This is a genomic window from Luteimonas sp. A649, from assembly GCF_054072735.1.
On sequence record NZ_JBSVRQ010000001.1, the window covers coordinates 39,811 to 64,840 of the forward strand.

Consider the following 25,030-nt stretch of genomic DNA (forward strand, 5'->3'; position numbering starts at 1 on the left):
TGCGAATGGAGGGCACCGGTGGCCGCAGGATCATCCGTCAAGCACCGCCCGGTGGCAAACGCCGGATGACCGCGCTGGTAGAATGCGGGGTCCATAGACCATGACTGACACGGCCGGCGCGCCGGTGCGGGAGCAGAGATGAACAGCTGGCTGAACGACGTCCTCGACAACGATCCGGATCCAACCGAGTCCCAGGAGTGGCTGGAGTCCCTGAAGGCGGTCATCGACGCCGACGGCCCCGGCCGTGCGCACCAGCTGCTCGAGGGCATGGTCGAGCTGACCCGCCGCGCGGGCGCCCACCTGCCGTTCGCGCCGACCACCGAATACATCAACACCATCCCGCCGCACCTGGAGCCGAAGATCCCCGGCGACCAGACCATGGAATGGCGCATCCGCTCGATCATCCGGTGGAACGCGATGGCGATGGTGGTGCGCGCCAACCGCAAGCCCGGCGACCTCGGCGGCCACATCGCAAGCTTCGCCAGTTCGGCCACGCTCTATGACGTCGGCTTCAACCACTTCTGGCGCGCGCCGTCGGAAGACCACCCGGGCGACCTGCTCTACATCCAGGGCCATTCCTCGCCGGGCATCTACGCGCGCTCCTTCCTGGAAGGGCGCCTGACCGAGTCGCAGATCGACCACCTGCGCATGGAAGTCGACGGCCGCGGCATCCCGTCGTATCCGCACCCCTGGCTGATGCCCGATTACTGGCAGACGCCCACGGTTTCGATGGGCCTGGGTCCGATCGCCGCCATCTACCAGGCGCGGAACTGGAAGTACCTCGAGGCCCGCGGCCTGATGCCCAGGACCGACCGCAAGGTGTGGTGCTTCCTCGGCGACGGCGAGACCGACGAGCCCGAGAGCCTGGGCGCGATCTCGATCGCCGGCCGCGAGGGCCTCGACAACCTGGTCTTCGTCATCAACTGCAACCTGCAGCGCCTGGACGGCCCGGTGCGCGGCAACGGCAAGATCATCCAGGAGCTGGAGGGCAACTTCCGCGGCGCCGGCTGGAACGTCGTCAAGGCGATCTGGGGCAGCTACTGGGATCCGCTGCTGGCGCGCGACAAGGACGGTGCGCTGCGCAAGCTGATGATGGAAACCGTCGACGGCGAGTACCAGAACTGCAAGGCCTTCGGCGGCAAGTACACGCGCGACAACTTCTTCGGCAAGTACCCCGAGACCGCAGAGATGGTGGCCAACCTCTCCGATGATGACATCTGGCGCCTCAATCGCGGCGGCCACGACCCGCACAAGGTCTACGCCGCGTACCAGAACGCGGTTGAAACCAAGGGCCAGCCCACGGTGATCCTGGCCAAGACGGTCAAGGGCTACGGCATGGGCAGCGCCGGCGAGGCGCTCAACCCCACCCACCAGACCAAGAAGCTCGACGACGACGCCGTGCGCGCGTTCCGCGACCGCTTCAAGATCCCGCTTGACGACGCCCAGCTCAAGGATGGCGAGGTGCCCTTCTTCCACCCCGGCGAGAAGTCCGAGGAAGTGGAGTACATGAAGGAGCGCCGCGCTGCGCTGGGCGGCTTCCTGCCGCAGCGCCGCGGCAAGAGCACGCAGACGCTGGTCGCGCCGAAGCTCGAGGTCTTCGAGCGCCTGCTCAAGGACACCGGCGAGCGCGAGATCAGCACCACCATGGCCTTCGTGCAGTCGCTGGGCATCACCCTGCGCGACAAGCAGGTGGGGCCGCGCGTGGTGCCGATCGTCTGCGACGAGGCGCGCACCTTCGGCATGGAGGGCCTGTTCCGCCAGATCGGCATCTACGCGCCGGACGGCCAGAAGTACAAGCCGGTCGACCGCGACCAGCTGATGTACTACCGCGAGGACGCCACCGGACAGGTGCTGCAGGAAGGCATCTCAGAGGCCGGTGCGTTCGCCTCGTGGATGGCGGCGGCGACCAGCTACAGCACCAACGACCTGCCGATGCTGCCGTTCTACATCTACTACTCGATGTTCGGTTTCCAGCGCATCGGCGATGCCGCCTGGCAGGCGGCGGACATGCGCGCGCGCGGCTTCCTGCTCGGTGCCACCGCGGGCCGCACCACGCTCAATGGCGAAGGCCTGCAGCACGAGGACGGCCACAGCCACCTGCTGGCCGGCGCGATCCCCAACTGCCGCGCCTACGACCCGACCTTCGCCGGCGAAGTGGCGGTGATCGTCCAGCACGGCATGGAGCGCATGCTCGACCAGCAGCAGGACGAGTACTGGTACATCACGCTGATGAACGAGAACTACGCCCATCCGGCACTGCCCGAGGGCGCGGCCGAGGGCGTGATCCGCGGCATGTACCTGCTCAAGGATGCCGGCAAGCCGAAGAAGGGCGAGCTGCGCGTGCAGCTGCTGGGTTCCGGCACGATCCTGCGCGAGGCGATCGCCGCCGCGGAGCTGCTGGACAAGGACTTCGGCGTCACCGCCGATATCTGGTCCTGCCCCAGCTTCACCGAGCTGCGCCGCGACGGTTTCGATGCCGAGCGCTGGAACCGGCACAACCCGGAGGCGAAGAAGCCGCGCAAGGCCTACGTCACCGGGCTGCTGGAAGGCCGCCAGGGCCCGGCGATCGCCGCCACCGACTACGTGCGCGCCTTCCCCGACCAGATCCGCGCCTTCGTGCCGATGCATTACACGGTGCTGGGCACCGACGGCTTCGGCCGCTCGGACACGCGCGCCAACCTGCGTCGTCACTTCGAGGTCGACCGCTTCCACATCGCCCATGCGGCGATCGATGCGCTGGCGAAGGACGGCAAGATGACCGCGAAGGACGCGGCGCGTGCGCTGAAGCTCTACAAGATCGACACCGATCGGCCGAACCCGCTGCACGCGTGACCGTACCCGCGCAGCGGCTGTCCGTCGCGTGGGACGCACTGCTGGAAAGCACGAAGGCACGCCCTGGGGCGTGCCTTCGCTTTTACGGCCGGAGTGGGGCGTCCCTGCCCCTGACCGGACTCACTCGGCCAGCTGCTTGCCGTCGAAGCGCCACGGGGCCGCGGCTTCGGCCCGCATCGCGGACGATCCGCCCGCATCGGACCGCGCGCAGGCGACCCAGAACGTGACCGTTTCCGAGCTGCCGAACAGGCGGCGGTTCGAGGCGATCACCACCCATTCCCGCGCATTGCTGCCCACGCCGCTGGTGTTCATGTAGATGCCGCTGACGCTGTCGAGGTTGAAGTTGTCGGCCGCGTGGTTGGCCACGTAGACGCCGCCGTTGACCGCGACCTCGTAGGAGGCGCACTGGCCGATGCCGCGACGGATCGAGCCCGACGGAATGCTGGCCGTGGTGGTGGTGAAGCCGATCGAGGAGATGCCCGCCGGACCGGCCGGACCCTGCGGACCCGCGGGTCCGATCGCACCGGCGGGACCTGCCGGGCCTGCGACGCCCGCCGATCCCGCAAGGCCGATCGGACCCATGGGGCCCATGGCACCGGTGGCACCAATCGCGCCCTGTTCGCCCTGCGGACCAGCGTCACCGGCCGCACCCGTCAAGCCTTGCTCGCCCTGCGGACCAGCGGCACCGGTTGCGCCAGTGAGGCCTTGCTCGCCCTGCAGACCCGTCGGGCCAGCCACGCCTTGCTCACCCTGCGGTCCGGCCGCGCCGGTCGCACCGGCAGCACCGGTTGCGCCAGTGAGGCCTTGCTCGCCCTGCAGGCCCATCGGGCCGGCCACGCCTTGCTCACCCTGCGGACCGATCGCGCCGGTCAGGCCCGGCTCGCCTTGCGGACCGGCCGGGCCGGCATCGCCGACGAGGCCCTGTGGGCCGGCAATGCCGGTTTCACCGGTGGGACCCTGTGCGCCGGCGGGGCCGGTTGCGCCAGCTGCGCCGGCAGGCCCTTGCGAACCCGTCTGCCCGGCTTCGCCGGTGGCGCCCCGCGCGCCCACGGCACCAATGGTCAGGCCATAGTCCAGCTGGGTGGTGCCCTGGCTGCTGAAGTGTTCGATGGTCAGCATGTAGTCGCCGGGCGGCGGCAGGCCGCCGGGCAGCGTGCAGGTCAGCATGGCCAGCGCATCGGGGCCGCGCGAGCGCATGCAATGACGCGAAATGTCCCCCACGTCACCGAGCGTAATCCGTGAACGCCCGAGCGAGTACTGCAGGTCTTCGCCGAGTACGACGAACGCGCCCAGGTCGTCCATCGTGACCACCGAGACGATGCGCGGCTCAGCGAGCGCGCTCCCCGAAGCGATGGCCAGTGAGAGGGCGCCCGCGAGCGCCGTACGGTTACGTGTCTTGCCCATTGCTGTTTTCCCTTTTCCGGATGTGACTCGCGGGTGAGTCCGCGTTCCCATTGGAAAGCGTGAGCAATGACCGTGCCAAACGTGACGAAGTGCCGTTTTCGGGGCTTGACTCCGGCCGTTCCATGCGGCTTTGCGCGTTGTTCAGCAGGATGGAAGCGGGCTGGACGGTACGGATGGACGGGCTGTCGATTGTCAAATCACGGGAGGCGCGGACGCTGCGCGTCCACGTGCGCGGCCCTGCGTCATTCGAGGCCACGATGGCCTACTGGCGGGAAATCGTTGAGGAAAGCCGGCGGGACCGCCCGGATTTCGTGCTCCTGGTCGATGAGCTCCGCGGGCCCGCGCTTGGAGCGGTGGAGTGGCAGGCGCTGGTCGTGAGCCTCGCCGGCTCGAACCTGGCGTCGGTGCGCATCGCCCACGTCAAGCCCCATGGGCTCGACGAGGTCGAGTACTGCGAGCTGTCCGCGAGGCAGGCCGGATTCCAGGCGCGGGTCTTCGTGAACGAGCGCCTGGCCAGGCTCTGGCTGCATTACGGGGAGCAGCCGGAGACGCCCTGAGTGCGGGGTCTCAGGCTCTGGGCGTGTACTGCCGTGGCTCGCGGAGGACTGCCGCTACCGGAATCGCCGCATCGCTTCGTCGTAGGCCGCGTTGATCGCGGCCGAGCGTCGCTGCGCGATGTCGCGGATCTCGTCGGCCGCCGGGGCTGCGGGGTCACCGTCGCCCGCGTCCCCGTCGCCGGGCGGTCGCTTCGCATACTCATGGCAGCGTCTCCCGGACATGTCCGAGCTGGGCGCGCATGCCGTCGACGTGGATGGCACTGTCGTCGGCACGCGCGACCAGGTCGATGCGGGCCTCGATCCCCTTGCGCAGGCATGCGCCGTCCGCCGCAGCGAGTGTCCGGGCCGCGAAGGCGAGCGGATCACCACGCAGGCCGCGTACCAGGCAGACCTTGCGCACGAGGTTGATGGCATGCGGAGGGCAGAGCAGCGCCCCGATGCCGAGCGCAACGACGTCCCGCCCCGACAGGCCCAGGCGCCGGCGCCTTCGCGCAAGCAGCGCCAGCATCAGGGCGATCACCGCGTACGCGCAGCCGAGGATCGCCAGCAGCACGCTTGGCACCCGGTAGGCGAGGATCGCGGCGGGCAGCGCCACCAGCAGCAGGAAACAGAGGGCGACGCAACATCGCCCCAACGCTACGAGCTCGGCCACGAACTCCGACAGTCCGGCAGGCGACTCCTGGACGCTCCGGTCCGCCTCCAGCCAGTTTGCGCGGAACATCGCGCGCGCCGGCAGCAGCGGGTTCGGGACATGCAGGAAGCGTCCCCCGAGTTCCAGCGAGCCCAGCCGGAACCGCCACCCGCGCCGCGTGCCGACCACCACGATCTCGTCCACGTAAAGCAGCTGCGACGAGTCCTGCACGTAGAACGCGACCAGGCCCATTGCCAGCAGGACGCCGGCATCCAGCATCACCGCGATGGCTTCTCGTTCTTGCCACCGAACAGCCTGCGCAGCCAGACGCCGCCGCCGACCACCGCGACGGCAAGCAGCTTCCAGAACTTCAGCAACGCGACGCCGATGGCGGCGAAGAAGCCCTTCTTGGAGGCGACCGCAGCAGCGCCGCCGGTGATCAGTGCGGCAAGGCCGATCTCGGCGACATGGTCGCCCGGCTTGAACTCTGCGTACTTCTCGCCGGCGGCGAACTCGTAACCGGGCATGAGCGTCTTGAACGTGGCGACCGACCCGTCCAGCAATTCCGGATCGGTTACCAGCGTCACCTCCATCACCCCGCGCCGGCCCAGCAGGCGGGTGTTGTAGTTGACGATCCGGGACTGTGATTGCTCGGTCTCGGCAAGGATTGCCCATTCAAGCGCGTTGAGCTGCCCGTCGTACTTGGGCTGGAACGACCAGCCGAGGATCCTGAGCGTGTCCCAGCCGCGTTTCGTGCGTTCTGCGTTGCTGTGGCGGGTGCCCTCGGTGATGCTGTCCAGCAAGGCGTCCGCTTCCAGCGACTCGTCATCCTGGATGTAGCCTACGGAGCTGAAGTTGAAGTAGGCGACCCAGGCGAGATCGTGCGGCGCCACCACGAACTGGTCGGCGTCCGAGGGCGGGTTTTGCATCAGCACTTCGAGGTCGCGCGTCCCCTCGGCGCCCAGGAACGCGAAACCTTCGGGCACCTGGATGGTCGCGTGCCCGGCGATTTCGCCCGTTGTCGGACCAAACTGCCAGGGCAGTTCGCCGATCGGATCGTGTTCAGCGTCCTGGGCGATCGCCGGAAACGCCAGCGCAGCCAGAACGAGTACCGCCGCGCCAAGCGCTGGAAGGATCGTGTTACGCATCCGGTTTTCCCCTGTAAAAGTTGTGCGGCCGCGCTTGGCGGCCTCCGTCCGGACTGGCGATCCCCATCGCCAGGGCCGCTCCATCGCGGCGCCCGGACGCGCAATCCTAGCAGTCGCCGCTCCGCCGGGTAGCACGCGCGGCCTCCTGGCCCGGCACTTGCCCGCGCCGCATCGGCGGCTGCGGGTTCAGCACCCTGCAGGGCGCATGTCCCCGGTATCAACCATGCGCTGGTGCCAGGACAGGGCCTCGCCGAGCAGGTGCGGCGTGTGCTTGCCGTGGCTGTCGCGGCTGGCACGGTCGAAATAGTCCTCGAGCATCGGGCGGAAGTCGGGGTGTGCGCACTTGGCGATGATCTGCCGGGCGCGCTGCCGCGGCGACAGGCCGCGCAGGTCGGCCAGGCCCTGCTCGGTCACGATCACCATGGTGTCGTGCTCGGTGTGGTCGACGTGGCTGGCCATGGGCACGATCCCGGACACCTTGCCGCCCTTGGCGGTGCTGGGCGACATGAAGACCGACAGGTAGCCGTTGCGCGCGAAGTCGCCGGAGCCGCCGATGCCGTTCATGATCCGGCTGCCGGCGATGTGGGTGGAATTGACGTTGCCGTAGATGTCGGCCTCGATCATCCCGTTCATCGCGATGCAGCCCAAGCGGCGGATCACCTCGGGATGGTTCGAGATCTCCTGCGGCCGCAGCAGGATGCGCCGGCTGTAGAAGTCGACGTCGGCGCTGAACTGCTCGATGCCCGCCGGGCTGAGCGAGAACGAGGTCGCGGAGGCCATCCGCAGCACGCCGTCCTTCAGCAGATGCAGCATGCCGTCCTGGATGACCTCGGTGTAGGCGGCCAGGCCTTGGAAGCCGCTGTCGGCCAGTCCGGCAAGCACGGCGTTGGCGATGTTGCCCACGCCCGACTGCAGCGGCAGCAGCTTGTCGGTCAGCCGTCCGCGGGCGATCTCGTGGCGGAAGAAGTCGATGAGGTGGCCCGCGATCTGCCGTGATGCCTCGTCGGGCGGGTTGAAGGACGAGTTGCGGTCGGGGGCGTGGGTTTCGACCACTGCCACCACCTTGTCGGGATCCACCCGCAGCCAGGGCTCGCCGATGCGGTCATCGGGGTGTTCGAGCAGGATCGGCCTGCGGTCGGGCGGCAGCGCGGTGCCGTAGTAGATGTCGTGCATGCCGTCGAGCGCGGCGGGCTGCCAGGAATTGACCTCCAGGATGACCTTGTCCGCCTGCTCCAGCCAGGTCTTGTTGTTGCCCACCGACGACGATGGAACCAGGCGGCCATCCTCGCGGATGCCGGCGACCTCGACCACGGCGACATCGATATCGCCGAAGAAGCCGAACCAGGTGTGCTGTGCCACGTGGCTGAGATGGATGTCGATGTAATCGAGCGTGCCGGCGTTGATGCGCTCGCGCACGGCGGGGTCGGACTGGTAGGGGAGGCGAAGCTCCATGCCTTCGACCTTCGCCAGCGCGCCGTCGAGCTCCGGTGCGGTTGAGGCGCCGGTCAGGACCTTGACGCGGAAGTGATCACCCGCGGCATGCGCGCGTTCCATCCGCGCCGCCAGCGCCCGGGGTACCGCCTTGGGATAGCCGGCTCCGGTGAAGCCGCTCATCGCGACGGTCATGCCCGGCTCGATGATGGCTGCCGCGGCATCCGCGGAAAGGATGCGGTCGCGGAACAGGGGATGGCGGATGCGGTCGGTCACGAGCGTGGTGCTCCGGAGGATTCAAACGCTCATTTTAATGCCCCGGACGCCCGCAGGACGGGAGGAATGCATCGTTTCGGCACTTGCAAGCATGCACGGCGCCCTTGCGGGCGCCGTGCGTCGTGGTTGATGCAGCTGGCCTGCCGGGACTCAGCGGCCGTCGCGGTCCATGTCGCCAGGCAGCCGATTCTCGACGCGATGCCAGGCATCCTTCACCGCCTCTTTCGCTTCCTGCCATCCCAGGCGCGACTGCCCCTTGGCCTTGTCCCAACCGCGCTCCAGCTCCGATTCGGTATCGGGCGACCACGAGGCGTCCGGCCGTGACGTGCGTGCCTGCGTGCCATAGCGATAGGCCGGACGGTAGTCTTCGAAGCCGTAGTCGGCGTTGTGATACCCCGCCTTGTCGTACTGCTGCGCGTAGTGCCTATCGGTGTCCTCGTAGGCCCGATAGGTCCGGTCGGTGCGCGTGTAGGCATCTTCAACAGCCGGGCGCGCCCGTTCCCAGTCCAGGCCGGATTCACCGCGGGTTTCATCCCAGCGGTTCTTCAGCTGCGACTCGGCCTCGTTCCATTCGCGCATCCCGGCTTCGTTGCGATATTCGGCGCCCATGCGATAGGCCGGCGCATAGTCACGGTCGAAGTCGCGGTCGCGCTGGTAGTAGTCGCGCTGCTCTGCGCCCTCGCGCCAATATTCGACTTCGGCGGTCGGGTCCACGCGTTCCGCAAGGGACTTGCCTCCGGCCGCACCGCCCACCGCGCCGATACCGCCGCCGACAAGCGTGCCGATCGGCCCGAAGATGCTGCCGACCGCGGCGCCGGCGAGCGCACCGGCAGTGCCGCCGGCGGCCACGCCGACGGGGTGCGATCCGGGCGTGCCAGTGATCGGGTCGCGATTGGCGTCCGGGGTGCTGTCTCGATTGCTCATGTGATGCTCCAGCGTCGTGGGGGAAGGACGACTATTGCGCGTGGCGGGTTGCGTCCGTGTGCAAGGCGTGCGCAGGCGTCGCTAACAAACGCAAAAAAAGACACCGGCCATGCAGCCGGTGTCTTCATGTGCACTGGCGCAAGTGCGCCTGGCTTCGGGTTACTCGGTCGCGTCGACGCGCAGCGCGGTGGTGTCGACGTCGGTGACGCCCTCGATTTCCGACGCGATGCGGCGTGCTTCGTCGATCTGCGCCTGGCTTGTGACATCGCCACCCAGCGTCACCACGCCATTGAGGGTCTCGACGTCGATCTGCAGGCCGGCGACGTCTTCATCGGCGAGCAGGCTGGCCTTCACCTTGGTGGTGATCCAGGTATCGCCCGCCGGCTGCGCCGAATCGGCGTTGTCCGAGCGCTCGGTCTTCGGATCGTCGGCGGCCAGGGCATTGCCACCGGCCAGGAGCAGGGCCAAGGCCGTTGCCGTGAAGGTGCCGTTCTGAATGCGCTTGTTCATGGGGACGCTCCGTTCTTGGTTCGGGGAGGCTGCGATTCTGTCTGCCCGCGTATCGACGTCATGTGAGCGCAGGCAGCAGCGCATGAACGGGACCCTTGGAACGGCACCTTCGAACGGCACGCCTTCATCGCCGTTTCGCACTGCTGCGCGAACACTGGCCCTTCCCCACGATCCGGAGACGGACACATGAAACATGCAGCCACGCTGACGATCGCCCTCTCGCTCGCGCTGTGCGCGGGTGTCGCCGCTGCGCAGGAGAAGACCGCCCAGGCCGACGCGATGACCGCGCCGCAGGTACGCGCCGCGCTCGAGGCCAAGGGCTATACCAAGGTCAACGACATCGAGTTCGAAGACGGCGTGTGGCAGGCCGATGCGCGCAGCGCCGACGGCCAGCGCGTGGACCTGCGCATCGACCCCGCGACCGGCGAGGTCTATCCCGAAGACAGGGTCGCGCAGCTGGGCGAGGCCGATGTGCGCGCCAAGCTCACGGCCGCGGGCTACGCAGACATCCACGACGTGGAGTTCGAAGACGGCATGTGGACCGCCGAAGCCGACGACGCCAACGGCCGCGAGATGAAACTGACCCTCGATCCGGAGACCGGACGCGTGGTCGGCAAGGATCGCGACTGACGCGGGCGCACAGGCGGCACCAACCAGCAGCACCCGTGGGAGCGGCTATAGCCGCGATTCCGGCGGGGTCGGTCGCGGCTATAGCCGCTCCCACAGAAGGCAGGATGGCGTGCGGGGCGCATGGCGCGCCCCGCCGTGGCTTACTCGCCGCTGCGGAAATATGGCTCGACGCGACCGTTGATCTTCATCGTCATCGGGTTGCCGCGGCGATCCAGCGCCCGGCCCACCGCGACCCGGATCCAGCCCTCGCTGACGCAGTATTCCTCGACGTTGGTGCGCTCCTCGCCGTTGAAGACGATGCCGATGCCGCGGCCGAGGATGGCTTCGTCGTAGTGCGGGCTGCCGGGGTGGTTGCTGAGGCGGTCGGGCGGGGTCTGCGTCATATGGATTCCATCGTGTAGTTTGCCGCGGGAGCGGGCGCCAGCGCCTGCGCGTGGCGCAAAAGCATACTTGGCTGCGCTGCGTGCTGCAGTCTTCAGCCCAGCGGACGGCCTTCCGGCGCGCCGCGGTCGAGGAGGTCGGGAAGCGGCTCGCCTTCGGCCACGAAGCCCAGCGCGACCGAGTTCAGGCAATGGCGGTCGCCGGTGGGCGGCGGCCCGTCGGGGAACACGTGGCCCAGGTGGCTGCCACAGCGCGCACAGACCTCTTCGACGCGCACCATGCCGTGGCTGATATCGCGCACCAGTCGGATGTGTGCCGGGTCGAGGGGCTGGAAAAAGCTCGGCCAGCCCGTGCCAGAGTCGAACTTGGCGCTGGAGCGGAACAAGGGCAGGCCGCAGAACCCGCAGGTGTAGGCGCCCTCGCGTCCGTTGTCGAGGAAGGCGCCACAGAAGGGCGCCTCGGTGCCATGCGCGAGCAGCACGCGACGGGCGTCATCATCGAGCGCTTCGGCAAGCGCGCGTCGCTGCGCATCATCGGGTGGAGAAAGGTCGAAGGCGGACATTGGCGGCTCCAGCGGGGTGGACGCGCGCATTATCCCCTTTACCGCAGGTGCCGGCGCCCCTGGCGGCGGGCATTGGCGATCACCGCACGCATCTGTTCGCGATCGCGGTGGCGGGAGATCGGCACCGCGCCGAGCGCGATCGCGCGTGCGCGCAGTTCGGCCGTGACGTCGTAGTGCGCACCGCTGGTCTTGTCCTGGAAGGCATGGCGGGGCATGCCCAGCGCCGCGGCGAACGCGTGCAGCTCGTCCAGGGTGTCGGCCATCAGGTGCGCCCAGCGGCGGCCGCGCCAGAGCGTGACTGCGTCGTCCACATAGACCGTCATTGCGCGGTCAGCGCGCCCCGCGCGCCAGGTCGCGGCGGACCCAATCGTCGATCAGTCGTTTCTCGTGCCGCAAACCGTCGCTCATCGACACGGTACCGCCGGCCCTGTGCAGGAAGCCGAGGTCGGTGAGTTCGCGTTCGCCGCTGTCGACGATGCTTCCGGCGGCATCGCGTCGGGCATAGCGCAGGTGTATCCGGGGGGGGTAGATGTCGCGGACGATGCGCACGTGGTCGTTGCGACCGCCACCAGGCTCGAACTCGCCGGCGCGCTTGATGTCGGTGATCTCGACCTCGAGCGTTTCGCCGGGTGCGAGGGCGCTGGCGGAACGCCTGGCCACGTGCCTGGCGATGTCGCGGACCCAGTCGCCATTCCGGGCCTCGAAGCGGTTGCGGCTGTGGCGGATCTCGGTGAAGAGCGACGGGTCCGTCCACGACACGGCCACGGGGCCGTCCTGCTCCAGGCTGCGGGGATAGTCGGGATCGGTGACGTTGATCGCGCTCGCGGGGCCTGCCAGCACGAGTGCAAGCAGCGCGCCGATCAGAAGCGCCGGGACATGCAGGCGGGACATGGCACACCTTCCTGTGGTCGGGACCCCGAGTCTGCTCTTCCTGTCGGCGTCGCGGCAATCGCATTCCATACGGGTTGCAGGGTGCGTTCAGCCCTCGCCGCACCCTTCACGCTACCCGGGTCGCGGCTGCAGCAGCATCCCATGCGACCTGACCACCAAGGACGAACGCATGACCCTGGCCAAGCCGCTTGCCATCGCACTGTGCATGATCCTCGGATCGGCTCCTCAGTCCGTGTCCGCCCGATCCATCGCGGAATCCGCAGTGAAGGCCGCCGGGCATGCTGCCAACGACGCGGCGACCACGTCCGGCGACGGCGCCATGTTGCGCGCCCAGGTGCTGCTCGAGCGGGCACGCTTCTCACCCGGCGAGATCGACGGCCTGGGCGGCGAGAACACCCAACGAGCGATCGCTGCATTCCAGCGCAGCCGCGACCTGACGGCCAGCGGCGAACTCGACGCCGCCACCTGGGAGGCGCTGAACATGGATGCGGCGCCGGTGCTGGTCGAACACGAACTCGCGGCAGGGGATGTCGCCGGCCCGTTCCGACAGCTGCCCGACGACATGATCGAGAAGGCGAAGCTCGATGCACTCGGTTTCGAAAGCGCCGCCGAAGCTCTGGGCGAGAAATTCCACGCCAGCCCGGCGCTGCTGCAGCGGCTCAATCCCGACACCGACCTGGCCGCCGCGGGGACGCGCATCCTGGTGCCTGGCGTGACCGCCGCGGCGCCGCTGCCGGAGATCGCGAAGGTGGTGGTCGACAAGTCGGATTCCGTCGTGCAGCTCCTTGCCGCCGACGGCACGGTGGCAGCCCAGTTCCCCGCGTCCACCGGCAGCGAGCATGATCCGCTGCCGATCGGGGAATGGACCATCCAGGGCGTCGCGCTCGATCCGACCTTCCACTACAACCCGGACCTGTTCTGGGACGCCGATCCCTCGCACGCCAAGGCAACGCTGGCACCGGGACCGAACAACCCGGTCGGCGTGGCGTGGGTGGACCTGTCCAGGGAGCACTACGGCATCCATGGCACGCCGCTGCCCGCGCACGTCGGCAAGACCGATTCCCACGGTTGCATCCGCCTGACGAACTGGAACGTGCGCGCGCTGGCCGAGGCGGTGAAGCCCGGCACGCCGGCGGTCCTGCAGGAATAACGAATGAAGTACATCGCCATGGCCCTGGCCGGCCTGTTGCTGGCGGCGGCGGTGCATCTGGCGCTGATGTCGCCAACGGAGCGCGCGCAGGTGCTGCACATCACGCGTGCAACGACAGTGCCTGTGGATGCTTCGGGCGGGCGTGCAGTGGAGGCAGCGCCCACTTCGATGCAAGCCGGGGCGGGTGACTCCACCCTTGGCCCCGCAGGAGGCGAGCCACGCATTCCGGCGCTCCCGGTCGACACCGGATCCGTCCCGCCCATGGAGGTGAGTGCGCCGGTGCTGCCGTCTGGCCTCGTGGTTCCGGTGCAGGGCGTGGCGCCGTCGCAACTGTCGCCCACCTTCGAGGACGCGCGCAGCGGAGGGCGCGTGCACGAGGCGCTCGACATCATGGCGCCCGCCGGCACGCCGGTGCTGGCGGTGGCGGACGGCCATATCGAGAAGCTCTTTGACAGCAGGCAGGGCGGGTTGACGATCTACCAGTTCGAGCCCGGCGGACGCCATGCCTATTACTACGCCCATCTGGAGCGCTATGCGCCAGGGCTGGCGGAGCAGCAGCATGTCCGTCAGGGTCAGGTGATCGGGTACGTGGGCAGCAGTGGCAACGCGGATCCGACAGCGCCGCACCTGCATTTCGCCATCTTCGTGCTGGGTCCGGAACAACGCTGGTGGGAGGGCGCGGCGATTGATCCCTGGCCGCTGCTTTCCGTCGAAACGCGCTGACGCGTGGTGCCGGCTTCAGCGCAGCAGTGGTGCGAGTGCCTGCCAGACGTGGTCGCGGATGGCCGGCTGTGCGTCGGCGGTCGGATGCAGGTTGTCGTCCATGAAGTGGCTCCTGTCCACGGCGACGGGTTCGAGCAGGAACGGCAGCAGCGGGATGTCGAAGAACGCGCCGAGCTCGCGGTAGGTGCGCTCGAAGCCCTGCGTGTACTCGGGCCCCAGGTTGGGCGGCATGCGCATGCCGATCAGCAACACCCGCGCGCCGACGTGCTGCGACGCCCCGACCATGCGGGCGAGGTTGTACTTCAGCTCGGCCAGCGGCAGTCCACGCAGCGCATCGTTCGCGCCCAGCGCGATCACCACCACGTCGGGGCGGTGCCGCAGCACCTCGCCCACCACGCGCGCGGAGCCACCGGCGCTGGTTTCGCCGCTGATGCTGGCGTTGACCACGCGCCAGTCCGGATGACCGTCCGCCATGCGCTCGGCCAGTAGCGCCACCCAGCCCTGTTCCGCGCGCAGGCCGTAGGCGGCCGACAGCGAATCGCCCATGACCAGCACGGTGCGTGGCGCAGCGTCCCCGGGTGCCACCTCGGACGATGGCTGCGCATGCGCGGCGGTGGCCAGGAACAGCAGGCACAAACCCATGGCACATTGCAGCCGGCGCCGCAGCCCCCAATATCCAGTCTTCATCCCGCGACTCCCGCTCCTGTCCGTCGTGCTGCCCGGTTACACCGTGGCGGCGAAGCGGACATCATGCCCCGATGAAGGACACCATGGCTGACTCCTCCCGAACCCCTGCCGCCACCACCCCGGCGCTCGTCGCCAGCGACCTCGGCAAGCGCGTGCAGCTGCCCGGTGGCGAGCTCGTGATCCTCGAGGGCGTCGGCTTCAGCATCCGTCCGGGCGAGAGCGTGGCGGTGGTTGGTCCCTCGGGCTCGGGCAAGAGCACGCTGCTGTCGCTGCTGGCCGGCCTGGACGCGCCGAGCTCCGGCGCGGTGACGATCGACGGCGCCCCGCTGTCCACGCTCGACGAGGACGGCCGCGCGCGGGTGCGTGCGCAGAAGGTCGGCTTCGTGTTCCAGAACTTCCAGCTGCTGCCCTCGCTGACCGCGCTCGAGAACGTGATGCTGCCGCTGGAGCTGCGCGGCGATGCGGACGCGGAAGGGCCGGCGCGCGCGATCCTTGGCCGGGTCGGCCTGGGTGAGCGCCTGGCCCACTATCCGCGCCAGCTGTCGGGCGGCGAACAGCAGCGGGTGGCCGTCGCGCGCGCCTTCGTTACCGGGCCGTCGCTGATGTTCGCCGACGAGCCCACCGGGAATCTCGACACCGCTACCGGCCAGGCGATCATCGAGCTGCTGTTCGCGCTCAACCAGGACGCTGGCACGACCCTGGTGCTGGTGACCCACGACGAGCACCTGGCCGAACGCTGCCGGCGCACGCTGCGCATCGAGGGCGGGCGACTGGTCGCCGACAGCGGGCAGGCGGCATGAAGATCGCCGGGCTTGCCTGGCGCCAGCTGCGGCGCGACCTGGCGTCGGGCGACGTGCGCATCCTGCTGGCGGCGCTGGTGCTCGCGGTGGTGGCCGTCACCGCGGTGGGCTTCGTGACCGATCGCGCCGCGCGTGCGTTGGCGATCGAGGCCAACCGCCTGCTTGGTGGCGACGCGGTGCTGCGCTCCGATGCCCCGATCGAAGGCCGGGCGCGCGATGCGGCGGAGAGCGCCGGCCTGCGCATCGCCGACACGGTGGAACTCGACACGATGGTGCGCGTCGGCCGCGGCGCCGACGTCCAGCTGAAGCTCGGCGAGCTGCGTGCGATCGGCGAGGGCTTTCCGCTGCGTGGCGAGTACCGCATCGCCGGCGCCGACGGCGTCGAGCGCGCGGCCCCGGGCGTGCCCGCGCCCGGCACCTTGTGGATGAGCCGCGGAGGCGCCGACACGTTGGGCGCCCGCATCGGCGACAGCGTCGGCATCGGCGAGCTCGAACTCCGGCTCGGCGCGCTCGTGGTGCAGGAGCCCGATGCCGCGCTCGACTACTTCAACGTCGCGCCCAAGGTGTTCATCCATCCCGACGACCTCGCCGCGACCGGCCTGGTGCAGGAGGGCAGCCGCATCCGCTATCGGCTGGTGGTTGCCGGGGACGATGCCGGCGCCGTCGAGCGCTTTACCACCGTCGCGCGCGACAACCTCGCGCGTGGACAGCGCCTGGAGACCGCGGCGGATGCGCGCCCCGAAGTGCGTTCCGCGCTTGATCGCGCCGGTCGTTTCCTGGGCCTGGCCGCGCTGGTGTCGGTGGTGCTGGCCGCGGTGGCGGTGGCGATGGCCGCGCGCCGGCACAGCGCGCGCCACCTGCAGGGCGCGGCGGTGATGCGCTGCCTGGGCGCGAGCCAGGGGACGCTTGCCGGCATCCACATCGGCGAACTGCTGATGCTCGGCCTGCTTGCCTGCACCGTGGGCGTGGCCATCGCGTGGGCGCTGCAGTGGGTGATCGGTGGCTGGCTGGCGGGCATGCTCGGCATTGCGATTCCGCCGGCCGGCGTGATGCCGGCGCTGGGCGGCTATGGCGTCGGCATGGTGGTGCTGCTTGCCTTCGCCGCGCCGCCGGTGCTGGCGCTGCGCCGCGTGCCGGCGCTGAGCGTGCTGCGCCGCGACCTCGATCCCACCGAGCCGGCGGCGCTGCTCGTGCTCGCTGCGGGCGTGGCCGGCATCGGCGCGCTGCTGTGGTGGCAGGCAGGGTCGGCGACGCTTGCGATCGCGATGCTCGTCGGCATCGCGGCCACGCTGGGCGTGCTCGCTCTGCTGGCCTGGTTGATGATCCTCGCGGTGCGCCGTCTGCGCACCCGGCTGCGCGGGAGCGCGCGCTACGGCCTGGCCAACGTCAGCCGCCGCGCCGGCACCAGCATCGCCCAGGTGTCGGCGCTGGGCCTGGGCCTGATGGCGCTGCTGCTGCTGACGTTCGTGCGCACCGACCTGGTCGCGCGCTGGCAGCTGGCGCTGTCAGAGGAGGCGCCGAACCGCTTCATCGTCAACGTGCAGCAGGACCAGGTCGCCGGCGTGGCCGAAGTCGCCGCCGCGCAGGGGCTGGCGGAGCCGGTGCTGTACCCGATGGTGCGCGGGCGCCTGGCCACGCACAACGGTGAGGTGGTAAGCGGTGCCGACTACGCGGATGAAGAAGGCGAGGACGCGCAGCGTGCGCAGCGGCGCGCCGACCGCGAGTTCAACCTGTCGACCGCCGACGCCCTGCGCGATGACAACCGGGTGACCGCAGGCGCGTTCTGGGGTCCGGAAGGCGGCAGTGGCGTGGAGCTGTCGGTCGAGACCGGGTTCGCCGAATCGCTGGGATGGGCGCTGGGCGACCGCGTGGCGTTCGACATCGCCGGGCGCCGCATCGAGGGCACGGTCACCAGCCTGCGCGAGGTCGATTGGGAAAGCTTCCGGCCCAACTTCTTCGTGCTGTTCTCGCCTGGCGCGCTGGAAGGCTATCCGGCAAGCTGGATCACCGCGGTCAGCGTGCCGCAGGGCGACACCGCGTTCACCCGCGCGCTGGTCGAGCGCTATCCGAACGTTTCGGTGATCGACGTCGACGCCGTGCTGGAGCAGGTGAGGAACACCGCCGACCAGGTCTCGACCGTGGTCGAAGTGGTGTTCTGGTTCGCGCTGGCCGCCGGCCTGCTGGTGCTGCTCGCGGCCATCAGCGCCAGCCAGGATGAGCGCCTGCTGGAAGGTGGGGTGATGCGCGTGCTCGGTGCCAGCCGGCGACAGCTGCGCCTGGCGCAGGCTTCGGAGTTCGCGGCCATCGGCCTGCTGTCGGGACTGGTGGCGGCAGTCGCGGCGTCAGTGCTCGCCGGCGTGGTGGCCACGCAGGTGTTCGACCTGCCGTGGGAGCCGGACATCGGGATGGCGGCCCTGGGCGGTCTGGCCGGCATGGCCGCGGCCCTGGTCGCGGGCCTCTGGGCCACACGGCGCGTACTCGACGCGCCGCCGGCAGTGACCCTGAGGGAACTGCAGGGCTGAGGACGCGGCGCGCTCAGGCCCGGGCCTGCTCCGGCTGGGCCTCGAAACGCCGCGCGTAGTCGCGCTCTTCCGCGATCGCGATCACTTCCTCGTCGGCACTGTCGGGCGCGCCGTAGACCGCGTAGACCACCGCCCCATCCTTGCGACCGACCTGGTGCAGGCGGTAGCGCGACTGCCCGCTGCCGGTATCGGGCGGGTAGTGCGTGGGCGGGGTGGTGGCATCGATGTCGAGTTCGCTGTTGTCGACGGGGCCGCCGACGAAAAGTGCGCGCATGGCGTTTCCTCTGCTTGCATAGGTTGGGGTCGATGCTGGCAAAAGCGGCATTCGCGCCCGATGAAGCGCGCGTTGTTGCCGCGTGCACGGCGGCCGCCGCACTACAATCCCCGGTCCTTCCGATGAACCCGAGCCCCTGATGTCCAGCCAAGGCGATCCCGCCCTCGACGCGCTGCTGCTTCCCTTCGCCGACGGCACGCTGGCGCGCGAGCCCGGTGCGCTGTTCATGCACGCCCGGGCCGGCGCGGCACTGGCTGCGCCCGACTGGCCGGACCTGGTGTGCGAAACCGCGTTCAAGCCCGATGCCGACGGGCTGCAGAGGCTTGGCTTCACTGTCGCCGGTGGTGAAGGCGATGCGGCCAAGGCCGGTGCCGACCATCGGGACGTTTCGGCAACGGGTCCGGATTCAGGGGCCCACGCAGCGGCCGGTGTAGACCCTGGTGGCGACGGCAGTGCCGCTGCCGCCTCCGGCCAGAGGCCGCTGGTCCTGCTCCTGCCACCGCGGCAGCGGGAGGAAGCGCGGGCGCTGTTCGCCGAGGCGCTGGCGCGCGCGGCGCCCGGTGCCTTCGTGGTCGCCAGCGTGGCCAACGATGCCGGCGCGAAGTCCGCCGAGGCCGATTTCGCCCGCATCGCCGGCCCGGTGACCAGCCGCAGCAAGCACAAGTGCCGCGTGTTCTGGGCGCGTGCCGGCCAGCCCGGCGGTGACCCCGCGCTGGCGGCGCAGTGGCGCGGGCTCGACGCACCTCGGCCGGTGGCTGGCGGGCGCTTCCTCAGCCGTCCGGGCGTGTTCGCATGGGACCGCATCGACTTCGCCTCGGCGCTCCTGGCGCGGCACCTGCCGGCGGATCTCGCGGGGCGCGCGGCCGACCTCGGCGCCGGCTATGGCTACCTCGCCGCCGAGCTGCTCGAACGCAGCCCGGGCATCACCGCGCTGGACGCCTTCGAGGCCGACGCCCGCGCGCTGGCGCTGGCCCGCCACAACCTCGCCGGCTTCGCGCTGCGCGTGGCGCTTGGCTTCCACTGGCACGACGTGGTGGCGGGCGTTCCGGGCACGTACGACGTGATCGTCACCAATCCGCCCTTCCACTCGCCCAACGGCCGCGAGCGCCCGGACATCGGCCGCGCCTTCATCGCAGCCGCGGCGCAGGCGCTTCGACCCGGCGGACGCCTGTGGCTGGTCGCCAACCGCCACCTGCCCTACGAGCAGGCGCTCGGCGCGGGCTTCGGCGAAGCGCGGCTCGTGGCGCAGGAAGGCGGCTTCAAGGTGGTGGAGGCGGTGAAGGCCGCGGCGGCGCGTCCGGTGCCGGTGCGTACACGGCGATGAAGCTGGTCAAGACGCTGGCCAACCTGGGTTTCGGCAGCCGCAAGCAGGTCGCGATGATGTTCCGCGAAGGCCGGGTCACCGACGCCGCGGGGGAGGTGCTGTACGCGGACGACGAGCCGGGCTGGGACGACGTGCGCGTGGACGGCGAGCCGCTGGATCCGCCGCCGGGCCTGCTGCTGATGCTGCACAAGCCCGCGGGCTACACCTGCTCGACCAAGGACCGCGGTCGCCTGGTGTACGACCTGCTGCCGCCGCGCTTCGCGCTCCGTTCGCCCACGCTGTCGACGGTGGGACGGCTGGACCGCGAGACCAGCGGCCTGCTGCTGTTCACCGATGACGGCCAGCTGCTGCACCGGATCATTTCGCCGAAGTCGAAGCTGCCCAAGGTGTACGAGGCGACGCTGGCCGAGCCGTTGCGGGGCGACGAGGCCGCGACCTTCGCCAGCGGGACGCTGATGCTGGAATCGGAGAAGACGCCGCTGCTGCCCGCGGAGCTGGAGATGGTGTCGTCGACGCAGGCGCGGCTGACGCTGCATGAGGGCCGTTACCACCAGGTGCGGCGGATGTTTGCGGCGGTGGGGAACCATGTCGAAACCCTGCACCGCAGCGCAGTCGGTGGGTTGTCCCTGGGCGGGCTTGCGGAAGGGCAGTGGCGGATGCTCGACGCGGTGGAGCGCGACGGGCTTTTTTTGGGTTCTTCTCCCAACTGAGGAGAGGCGCGCCATTGATGCTCTCGGGCGCCGGGTACCAAGGCCCTTGAGTGCTCATGTCCCCCGGCGATGGCCTGCGGCCAGCGCCTCCTCCTTTACTTCGCTCTCAAGGGCCTTGGCACCCGGTGCGCAACAGTACGCAGTGGCCCGAGAGCGAAGCCCGGACCTTGCGCATCTGCAGCCGAAGCCGAGCCTCGTCGCGGCCGGCAGGCCTTCGCGGGGAAGTAAAGGAGGAGGCATCCGCCGCCGGCGGATGCCGGGGGACATGAGCCGCGAAGGCCTGCCGGCCGCGGCGGGGGCCCTCCAGGTCACGCTCTCTCACGTAGCCTGGAAACAGGCTGGCTTCAATGCCTAGGAATCGTCCCGCAAAAGCTCCCGCCACCCCGCATGCCCCAGATTCTCCAGCGTCGCGATATTGCGCTCGACGATGCTGTCCGGATCCGGGAACGCCTCGACGGCGCGGCTGACGCTGTCCTCGCGCAACAGGTGCAGGGTTGGCCAGGGCGAGCGGTTGGTGCTGTTGGCGATGTCGTCCGGATGGCTGTCGGCGAACTGGTACTGCGGATGGAAGCTCGCGACCTGGAGCACGCCCTCGAGTTCGAGTTCCCCGACGAGGGCGTCGGCGGACTCGAGGAAATCGTTGTAGTCGAGGAAGTCGCCCAGCACCTGCGGGTGCACGATCAGCGTGGTGTCGATGACGTCGGCCGGGGTGTCGCGCAGGCGCAGCAGCTCTTCGCCCAGCTGTTCCAGCAGCGCCGCCTCGTCGCGGGCCTCGCTCAGCACCATGCGCAGCTGGCCCTTGGTGACCACGGCCTTGGCGAACGGGCACAGGTTGAGGCCGATGACCGCGCGCTGCAGCCAGCGTTCGGTGTCAACGATCGGATCGTGGGTCGCGTGCATCGCCGGGGTCAGTCGCGGAAGTTGTCGAACTGCAGCGGCAGCTCGAATTCCTTGCTGCGCAGCAGGGCCATCGCGGCCTGCAGGTCGTCGCGCTTCTTGCCGGTGACGCGCAGCTTGTCGCCATTGATCTGCGTGTCGACCTTCAGCTTGGCGGCCTTGATCTCGTTGCCGATCTTCTTCGCAAGCTCGCGCTCGATGCCCTGCTTGACGGTGACCTTCTGCCGCGCGCCGGCGAGGTTGCTTTCGACGTCGCCGAACTCCAGGCAGCGGGTGTCGATCTTCCGGGCTGCCAGGCGGGCACGCAGGATGTCGGTCATCTGCTGCAGCTGGAAGTCGCTGGGCGCGCGCTGGGTGATCACGGCGTCCTCGCGCTCGTAGGCGGCGTCGACGCCCTTGAAATCGAAGCGCGTGGCCAACTCGCGGTTGGCTTGGTCGACGGCATTGGTCAGCTCGTGGGTGTCGACTTCCGAGACGATGTCGAAGGACGGCATGGCGCGTTCCATCTTGAAAAAACGGGGCTTCAGGGTACCGCAACCCGTCCGCCACGGGCCTCGTGCATCATGGGCGTCCCACCGCCCCCACCGGCCGCCCCCGGAGCCCTTCGATGCACAAGACCGCCGCCTATGCCGCCACGTCCGCCACCGCGCCGCTGGCCCCCTGGAGTCTGGAACGCCGCGACCCGCGCGCAGGCGAAGTCCTGATCGACATCCGCTATTGCGGCATCTGCCACTCCGACCTGCACACCGTGCGCGGCGAGTGGGGTCCGGTCGCATACCCGCTGGTGCCGGGCCACGAGATCGTCGGTCACGTGGCCGCGGTCGGCGAGGGCGTGGACCGCTACAAGGTGGGCGATGCGGTCGGCGTCGGCTGCTTCGTCGATTCCTGCCGCAGCTGCGCGCAGTGCGCGGCCGGCGAGGAGCAGTACTGCGAGAAGGGCATGGTCGGCACCTACGCCAGCGTCGATCCGTCCACTGGCGAAACCACGCAGGGCGGCTACTCCACGCGCATCACCGTCCACCAGGACTACGTGCTGCGCATTCCCGAGGGCCTGCCGCTGGACCGCGCCGCGCCGCTGCTGTGCGCGGGCATCACCACCTTCTCGCCGCTGCGCCAGTTCGGGCTCAAGGCCGGCGACGAGCTCGGCGTGGTGGGGCTGGGCGGGCTGGGCCACATGGCGGTCAAGCTGGGCGTGGCGATGGGTGCGCGCGTGACCGTGCTCAGCACCTCGGAGCGCAAGCGCGAGGACGCGATGAAGCTGGGCGCGCACGCCTTCGAGGTTGCAGGCGATGACAAGACGGCCGTGCGGCGCCTGGCGAAGCGCTTCGACATGATCCTCGACACGGCGTCCGCCGCGCACGACTACAACCTCTACCTGGGCATGCTGAAGATCGACGGCACCATGGTGCTGCTCGGTATCCCGGAGCCGACGCCGGTGGCGGCATCGTCGCTGGTGATGGGCCGCCGCCGCCTGGCGGGGTCGCTGATCGGCGGCATCCGCGAGACCCAGGAAATGCTCGACTTCTGCGCCGCCAACGGCGTGGCCAGCGACATCGAGCTGATCGACGCGGCGAACATCAACGATGCCTACGAACGCATGCTGGCCGGCGACGTGCGCTACCGCTTCGTGATCGACGCCGCCACCTTCGGCGCCTGACGACAGCATGGATCCGGTTACCCCCGGTGTCGCCGGTGACGGCGCGGCGGACGCCGTCGCCGCGCGCGACCACAGCCGTGCGTTGCTGGCGATGCTGTTCGCGGTGGCGGTGCTGTGCGTGATGGACGCCTGCATGAAGCAGCTCGCCGGCCACTACCCGCCGATGCAGGTGGCCGCGCTGCGCGGCATGGTCGGGCTGCCGCTGGTGGTGGCCTGGGCGGCGGCGACCACGGGCCTCAGGCCGCTGTTCCGCGTGCATTGGCCGCTGCACCTGTTGCGCGGCGTGCTCGGCGTGCTGTTCCTGTCGTGTTTCGTCGCCGGGCTGCGCGACCTGCCGATGTCGACCGCCTACGCCATCACCTTCGTCGGCCCGCTGCTGGTGACCGCGATGGCGGTGCCGCTGCTGCGCGAGCACGTCGGCCCGCGGCGCTGGACCGCGATCGCGGTCGGCATCATCGGCGTGCTGGTGGTGCTGCGGCCCGGTGGCGAAGGCATGCTCACCAGCGCCGGACTGCTGGTGCTGTTCGCCACCGTCTGCTACGCGGCGTCCGTGGTCACGGTGCGCATGCTGGCGCAGCGCGACAGTGCGCAGGCGCTGGTGTTCTGGTTCCTGGGCATGGTCGCCGTCGGCGCGGGGCTGCTGGCCTGGCCGGGGTGGGTACCGCTGCGCGCAGCGGATGCCTGGCTGCTGGGCGGGATCGCGGTGTCGGGGACCCTGGGGCAGATCGCGCTCACGCACGCGTTCCGCCTGGGCGAGGCCTCGCTGATCGCGCCGCTGGAATACACCGCGCTGGTCTGGGTGGTGCTGCTCGACCTGGTGCTGTGGCAGGCCTTGCCCGACGGCATGACCTGGCTGGGCGCGGGAATCGTCGTGGTCAGTGGCCTGTACTTGATGCGACGCGAGCGCGTGGTGCGCGCACAGCCGGCGCCCGCTCCCGCGCAGGACACCTGAGTCAGCCCGTGAGCTGGAGGGCCCCGCCGCGGCCGGGAGGCCTTCGCGGCTCATGTCCCCCGGCATCCGCCTGGCGGCGGATGCCTCCTCCTTTACTTCCCCGCGAAGGCCTCCCGGCCACGACGGGGCTCGGCGTTGCTGCAGGTGCGCGGGATACCGGCTTTGCTCGAGGGGCCGCCCCGTACTGCTGCCCAGCGGGGGCCTTGGCCCCCGCCGCCCGTTGAATCACTGGCGCCCCATTCCCTCGAATTGGAAATGAGAGAGCCAAAAAAAACGGGCCCCGAAGGGCCCGTTTACTTGCGTGGTGTCGCGACAAGTTCGCGGCTGGATCAGAAGCGGGCGCCAACGCCCACGCCCAGCACGACCGGGTCGAGCTTGGCATCGCCGGCCTTCACGCCGTTGATCTCCACGTCCGAGTCCGCCTGGAAATAGCGTGCGTCGGCACGGGCGAACCAGGTCGGGGTGATGTTGACGTCCAAGCCGACCGTGGCCACCGCGCCCGTGGCGGTCTCCATGCCGAGGCGGTCGCCGCTCGCGAGGCTTTCGCTGTCGTAGTTGGTCTCGTGGTAGCCGAGGCCCACGAACGGACGCAGCGTGCTGTCGGGCGTGCCGAAGCGGTACTGGCCGCTCAGCGAGTAGGGCTGCGCCTTGGCGCTGCCGACCTTGCCGCCGCCAGCGTTGATGCGCTGGCCGTAGCTGTCGGCGGCCCAGGCTTCGACGCCCCAGTTGTCGGTGATGTGGTAGGTCACGCCAAGGGTCGGGGTGCCCTCGCCGTCGAATTCGGTGCGCGTGCCGGCGATCTCGGGATTGCGGGTCGGCTCGACCATCGAATAACCGGCGACCACGGACACGCGCTTGTCGGCGGCGCTGTCCTGGGCGAATGCCGACGGCGCGATGGCGATGGCCAGGGCCGCGGGAACCAGGATGCTGGCGATGGGGGAAATGCGGGACATGGGGGAGTCTCCTCGTTAAAAACCTGTAGGCCCCGGGGAGTGGGGCGCCGCCACCCTATCGATGCGTGCATGAATCGCGCTTGTCGCGGGCCGTTTCGCGATGGAACTTCTGCACGGCCGGTTCATCCGCCCCACGCCGCCTTGACGCGGGTGAACCGCTCGTGACCATGGTCATTGCCCCCAACGGCACGTCCATGGGTGCGG

Annotated in this window: 26 protein-coding genes; 11 read left to right on the forward strand and 15 right to left on the reverse strand. The window is 69.6% G+C overall.

All coding sequences use genetic code 11. The annotated features are described in order from the left end of the window. The first annotated feature begins 138 nt into the window (after positions 1-138). Entirely contained in the window at positions 139-2,832 is a 2,694-nt protein-coding gene (gene aceE, locus ACW5E8_RS00215; protein ID WP_456963497.1) for a pyruvate dehydrogenase (acetyl-transferring), homodimeric type, read from the forward strand. A gap of 120 nt (positions 2,833-2,952) precedes the next feature. Here aceE and ACW5E8_RS00220 read toward each other — a convergent pair whose 3' ends face one another. Further along, on the reverse strand, positions 2,953-4,236 hold the full coding sequence (locus tag ACW5E8_RS00220) for a hypothetical protein (RefSeq protein WP_456963498.1): 1,284 nt from the start codon (positions 4,234-4,236) through the stop codon (positions 2,953-2,955). Positions 4,237-4,295: 59 nt separating this feature from the next. On the opposite strand from ACW5E8_RS00220, the gene ACW5E8_RS00225 reads away from it, so the two are divergent. Continuing rightward, positions 4,296-4,793: a hypothetical protein gene (locus ACW5E8_RS00225; RefSeq protein WP_456963499.1), complete on the forward strand. Its 498-nt coding sequence runs from the start codon at positions 4,296-4,298 to the stop codon at positions 4,791-4,793. Between the two features lie 199 nt (positions 4,794-4,992). Here the strand turns inward: ACW5E8_RS00225 and ACW5E8_RS00230 are convergent, their stop codons facing one another. The 5 genes from ACW5E8_RS00230 to ACW5E8_RS00250 form a co-directional block, all read right to left on the reverse strand. Continuing rightward, on the reverse strand, positions 4,993-5,706 hold the full coding sequence (locus tag ACW5E8_RS00230) for a hypothetical protein (protein WP_456963500.1): 714 nt from the start codon (positions 5,704-5,706) through the stop codon (positions 4,993-4,995). Beyond that, the gene (locus tag ACW5E8_RS00235; RefSeq protein WP_456963501.1) at positions 5,703-6,656 is read right to left on the reverse strand and encodes a DUF2167 domain-containing protein; all 954 of its coding nucleotides are present in this window, start codon (positions 6,654-6,656) and stop codon (positions 5,703-5,705) included. Before ACW5E8_RS00235 ends, ACW5E8_RS00230 begins: the two co-directional genes overlap by 4 nt. A gap of 102 nt (positions 6,657-6,758) precedes the next feature. Then, positions 6,759-8,279 carry an acetyl-CoA hydrolase/transferase family protein gene (locus tag ACW5E8_RS00240; RefSeq protein ID WP_456963502.1) on the reverse strand — a complete coding sequence of 507 codons (1,521 nt, stop codon included), beginning with the start codon at positions 8,277-8,279 and terminating at the stop codon, positions 6,759-6,761. A 150-nt stretch (positions 8,280-8,429) separates the two neighbouring features. Continuing rightward, positions 8,430-9,203 carry a hypothetical protein gene (locus ACW5E8_RS00245; RefSeq protein ID WP_456963503.1) on the reverse strand — a complete coding sequence of 258 codons (774 nt, stop codon included), beginning with the start codon at positions 9,201-9,203 and terminating at the stop codon, positions 8,430-8,432. Positions 9,204-9,362: 159 nt separating this feature from the next. Continuing rightward, on the reverse strand, positions 9,363-9,713 hold the full coding sequence (locus ACW5E8_RS00250; RefSeq protein WP_456963504.1) for a BON domain-containing protein: 351 nt from the start codon (positions 9,711-9,713) through the stop codon (positions 9,363-9,365). A 186-nt stretch (positions 9,714-9,899) separates the two neighbouring features. Between ACW5E8_RS00250 and ACW5E8_RS00255 the strand changes: the two genes are divergently transcribed. Continuing rightward, entirely contained in the window at positions 9,900-10,343 is a 444-nt protein-coding gene (locus tag ACW5E8_RS00255) for a PepSY domain-containing protein (protein ID WP_456963505.1), read from the forward strand. A gap of 140 nt (positions 10,344-10,483) precedes the next feature. Here the strand turns inward: ACW5E8_RS00255 and ACW5E8_RS00260 are convergent, their stop codons facing one another. The 4 genes from ACW5E8_RS00260 to ACW5E8_RS00275 all read right to left on the reverse strand — a co-directional run bounded on the left by ACW5E8_RS00260 (position 10,484) and on the right by ACW5E8_RS00275 (position 12,177). Beyond that, complete coding sequence (locus ACW5E8_RS00260; RefSeq protein WP_456963506.1) at positions 10,484-10,726, reverse strand: DUF3297 family protein; 243 nt, start codon at positions 10,724-10,726, stop codon at positions 10,484-10,486. Positions 10,727-10,818: 92 nt separating this feature from the next. Continuing rightward, complete coding sequence (gene msrB, locus ACW5E8_RS00265) at positions 10,819-11,286, reverse strand: peptide-methionine (R)-S-oxide reductase MsrB (RefSeq protein WP_456963507.1); 468 nt, start codon at positions 11,284-11,286, stop codon at positions 10,819-10,821. Positions 11,287-11,324: 38 nt separating this feature from the next. Further along, entirely contained in the window at positions 11,325-11,609 is a 285-nt protein-coding gene (locus tag ACW5E8_RS00270) for a DUF4031 domain-containing protein (RefSeq protein WP_456963508.1), read from the reverse strand. Positions 11,610-11,616: 7 nt separating this feature from the next. Beyond that, the gene (locus ACW5E8_RS00275; RefSeq protein ID WP_456963509.1) at positions 11,617-12,177 is read right to left on the reverse strand and encodes a DUF3016 domain-containing protein; all 561 of its coding nucleotides are present in this window, start codon (positions 12,175-12,177) and stop codon (positions 11,617-11,619) included. 169 nt (positions 12,178-12,346) lie between these two features. Here ACW5E8_RS00275 and ACW5E8_RS00280 point away from each other — a divergent pair, with 169 nt between their 5' ends. Further along, positions 12,347-13,327 (forward strand): L,D-transpeptidase family protein, encoded by a 981-nt coding sequence (locus ACW5E8_RS00280; protein ID WP_456963510.1) that lies wholly within the window; start codon positions 12,347-12,349, stop codon positions 13,325-13,327. A 3-nt stretch (positions 13,328-13,330) separates the two neighbouring features. Next, positions 13,331-14,050 (forward strand): M23 family metallopeptidase, encoded by a 720-nt coding sequence (locus tag ACW5E8_RS00285; protein ID WP_456963511.1) that lies wholly within the window; start codon positions 13,331-13,333, stop codon positions 14,048-14,050. A gap of 15 nt (positions 14,051-14,065) precedes the next feature. Here ACW5E8_RS00285 and ACW5E8_RS00290 read toward each other — a convergent pair whose 3' ends face one another. Beyond that, positions 14,066-14,737: an arylesterase gene (locus ACW5E8_RS00290; protein WP_456963512.1), complete on the reverse strand. Its 672-nt coding sequence runs from the start codon at positions 14,735-14,737 to the stop codon at positions 14,066-14,068. An 83-nt stretch (positions 14,738-14,820) separates the two neighbouring features. Here ACW5E8_RS00290 and ACW5E8_RS00295 point away from each other — a divergent pair, with 83 nt between their 5' ends. Both ACW5E8_RS00295 and ACW5E8_RS00300 read left to right on the forward strand, forming a co-directional pair. Beyond that, entirely contained in the window at positions 14,821-15,537 is a 717-nt protein-coding gene (locus ACW5E8_RS00295; RefSeq protein WP_456963513.1) for an ABC transporter ATP-binding protein, read from the forward strand. Continuing rightward, complete coding sequence (locus tag ACW5E8_RS00300) at positions 15,534-18,059, forward strand: ABC transporter permease (protein ID WP_456963514.1); 2,526 nt, start codon at positions 15,534-15,536, stop codon at positions 18,057-18,059. Before ACW5E8_RS00295 ends, ACW5E8_RS00300 begins: the two co-directional genes overlap by 4 nt. Positions 18,060-18,072: 13 nt before the next feature. On the opposite strand, the gene ACW5E8_RS00305 is transcribed toward ACW5E8_RS00300, so the two are convergent. After that, positions 18,073-18,333, reverse strand: coding sequence for a hypothetical protein (locus tag ACW5E8_RS00305; protein ID WP_456963515.1), 261 nt, complete (start codon positions 18,331-18,333; stop codon positions 18,073-18,075). A gap of 139 nt (positions 18,334-18,472) precedes the next feature. Here ACW5E8_RS00305 and ACW5E8_RS00310 point away from each other — a divergent pair, with 139 nt between their 5' ends. Together ACW5E8_RS00310 and ACW5E8_RS00315 are read left to right on the forward strand one after the other, a co-directional pair. Further along, complete coding sequence (locus tag ACW5E8_RS00310) at positions 18,473-19,657, forward strand: class I SAM-dependent methyltransferase (protein WP_456963516.1); 1,185 nt, start codon at positions 18,473-18,475, stop codon at positions 19,655-19,657. After that, positions 19,654-20,367, forward strand: a complete 714-nt coding sequence (locus tag ACW5E8_RS00315; protein WP_456963517.1) for a pseudouridine synthase — start codon at positions 19,654-19,656, stop codon at positions 20,365-20,367. Before ACW5E8_RS00310 ends, ACW5E8_RS00315 begins: the two co-directional genes overlap by 4 nt. A 351-nt stretch (positions 20,368-20,718) precedes the next feature. Here ACW5E8_RS00315 and ACW5E8_RS00320 read toward each other — a convergent pair whose 3' ends face one another. Both ACW5E8_RS00320 and ACW5E8_RS00325 read right to left on the reverse strand, forming a co-directional pair. Then, positions 20,719-21,267: a DUF1415 domain-containing protein gene (locus ACW5E8_RS00320; RefSeq protein WP_456963518.1), complete on the reverse strand. Its 549-nt coding sequence runs from the start codon at positions 21,265-21,267 to the stop codon at positions 20,719-20,721. A gap of 8 nt (positions 21,268-21,275) precedes the next feature. After that, positions 21,276-21,758, reverse strand: coding sequence for a YajQ family cyclic di-GMP-binding protein (locus ACW5E8_RS00325; protein ID WP_456963519.1), 483 nt, complete (start codon positions 21,756-21,758; stop codon positions 21,276-21,278). 113 nt (positions 21,759-21,871) lie between these two features. On the opposite strand from ACW5E8_RS00325, the gene ACW5E8_RS00330 reads away from it, so the two are divergent. Continuing rightward, the gene (locus ACW5E8_RS00330) at positions 21,872-22,921 is read left to right on the forward strand and encodes an NAD(P)-dependent alcohol dehydrogenase (protein ID WP_456963520.1); all 1,050 of its coding nucleotides are present in this window, start codon (positions 21,872-21,874) and stop codon (positions 22,919-22,921) included. Between the two features lie 91 nt (positions 22,922-23,012). After that, entirely contained in the window at positions 23,013-23,873 is an 861-nt protein-coding gene (locus ACW5E8_RS00335) for a DMT family transporter (protein ID WP_456965196.1), read from the forward strand. Between the two features lie 329 nt (positions 23,874-24,202). On the opposite strand, the gene ACW5E8_RS00340 is transcribed toward ACW5E8_RS00335, so the two are convergent. Beyond that, the gene (locus ACW5E8_RS00340) at positions 24,203-24,826 is read right to left on the reverse strand and encodes an OmpW/AlkL family protein (RefSeq protein WP_456963521.1); all 624 of its coding nucleotides are present in this window, start codon (positions 24,824-24,826) and stop codon (positions 24,203-24,205) included. Positions 24,827-25,030 lie beyond the last annotated feature (204 nt).

What these genes read in the sequence shown, in the direction of transcription:
- aceE (WP_456963497.1), top strand. Translation starts at nt 139, where the DNA reads ATGAACAGCTGGCTGAACGACGTCCTCGACAACGATCCGGATCCAACC.
- ACW5E8_RS00220 (WP_456963498.1), bottom strand. Translation starts at nt 4,236, where the DNA reads ATGGGCAAGACACGTAACCGTACGGCGCTCGCGGGCGCCCTCTCACTG.
- ACW5E8_RS00235 (WP_456963501.1), bottom strand. Translation starts at nt 6,656, where the DNA reads ATGGAGCGGCCCTGGCGATGGGGATCGCCAGTCCGGACGGAGGCCGCC.
- ACW5E8_RS00245 (WP_456963503.1), bottom strand. Translation starts at nt 9,203, where the DNA reads ATGAGCAATCGAGACAGCACCCCGGACGCCAATCGCGACCCGATCACT.
- ACW5E8_RS00250 (WP_456963504.1), bottom strand. Translation starts at nt 9,713, where the DNA reads ATGAACAAGCGCATTCAGAACGGCACCTTCACGGCAACGGCCTTGGCC.
- ACW5E8_RS00255 (WP_456963505.1), top strand. Translation starts at nt 9,900, where the DNA reads ATGAAACATGCAGCCACGCTGACGATCGCCCTCTCGCTCGCGCTGTGC.
- ACW5E8_RS00260 (WP_456963506.1), bottom strand. Translation starts at nt 10,726, where the DNA reads ATGACGCAGACCCCGCCCGACCGCCTCAGCAACCACCCCGGCAGCCCG.
- msrB (WP_456963507.1), bottom strand. Translation starts at nt 11,286, where the DNA reads ATGTCCGCCTTCGACCTTTCTCCACCCGATGATGCGCAGCGACGCGCG.
- ACW5E8_RS00270 (WP_456963508.1), bottom strand. Translation starts at nt 11,609, where the DNA reads ATGACGGTCTATGTGGACGACGCAGTCACGCTCTGGCGCGGCCGCCGC.
- ACW5E8_RS00275 (WP_456963509.1), bottom strand. Translation starts at nt 12,177, where the DNA reads ATGTCCCGCCTGCATGTCCCGGCGCTTCTGATCGGCGCGCTGCTTGCA.
- ACW5E8_RS00280 (WP_456963510.1), top strand. Translation starts at nt 12,347, where the DNA reads ATGACCCTGGCCAAGCCGCTTGCCATCGCACTGTGCATGATCCTCGGA.
- ACW5E8_RS00285 (WP_456963511.1), top strand. Translation starts at nt 13,331, where the DNA reads ATGAAGTACATCGCCATGGCCCTGGCCGGCCTGTTGCTGGCGGCGGCG.
- ACW5E8_RS00290 (WP_456963512.1), bottom strand. Translation starts at nt 14,737, where the DNA reads ATGAAGACTGGATATTGGGGGCTGCGGCGCCGGCTGCAATGTGCCATG.
- ACW5E8_RS00295 (WP_456963513.1), top strand. Translation starts at nt 14,821, where the DNA reads ATGGCTGACTCCTCCCGAACCCCTGCCGCCACCACCCCGGCGCTCGTC.
- ACW5E8_RS00300 (WP_456963514.1), top strand. Translation starts at nt 15,534, where the DNA reads ATGAAGATCGCCGGGCTTGCCTGGCGCCAGCTGCGGCGCGACCTGGCG.
- ACW5E8_RS00305 (WP_456963515.1), bottom strand. Translation starts at nt 18,333, where the DNA reads ATGCGCGCACTTTTCGTCGGCGGCCCCGTCGACAACAGCGAACTCGAC.
- ACW5E8_RS00310 (WP_456963516.1), top strand. Translation starts at nt 18,473, where the DNA reads ATGTCCAGCCAAGGCGATCCCGCCCTCGACGCGCTGCTGCTTCCCTTC.
- ACW5E8_RS00315 (WP_456963517.1), top strand. Translation starts at nt 19,654, where the DNA reads ATGAAGCTGGTCAAGACGCTGGCCAACCTGGGTTTCGGCAGCCGCAAG.
- ACW5E8_RS00320 (WP_456963518.1), bottom strand. Translation starts at nt 21,267, where the DNA reads ATGCACGCGACCCACGATCCGATCGTTGACACCGAACGCTGGCTGCAG.
- ACW5E8_RS00325 (WP_456963519.1), bottom strand. Translation starts at nt 21,758, where the DNA reads ATGCCGTCCTTCGACATCGTCTCGGAAGTCGACACCCACGAGCTGACC.
- ACW5E8_RS00330 (WP_456963520.1), top strand. Translation starts at nt 21,872, where the DNA reads ATGCACAAGACCGCCGCCTATGCCGCCACGTCCGCCACCGCGCCGCTG.
- ACW5E8_RS00335 (WP_456965196.1), top strand. Translation starts at nt 23,013, where the DNA reads ATGCTGTTCGCGGTGGCGGTGCTGTGCGTGATGGACGCCTGCATGAAG.
- ACW5E8_RS00340 (WP_456963521.1), bottom strand. Translation starts at nt 24,826, where the DNA reads ATGTCCCGCATTTCCCCCATCGCCAGCATCCTGGTTCCCGCGGCCCTG.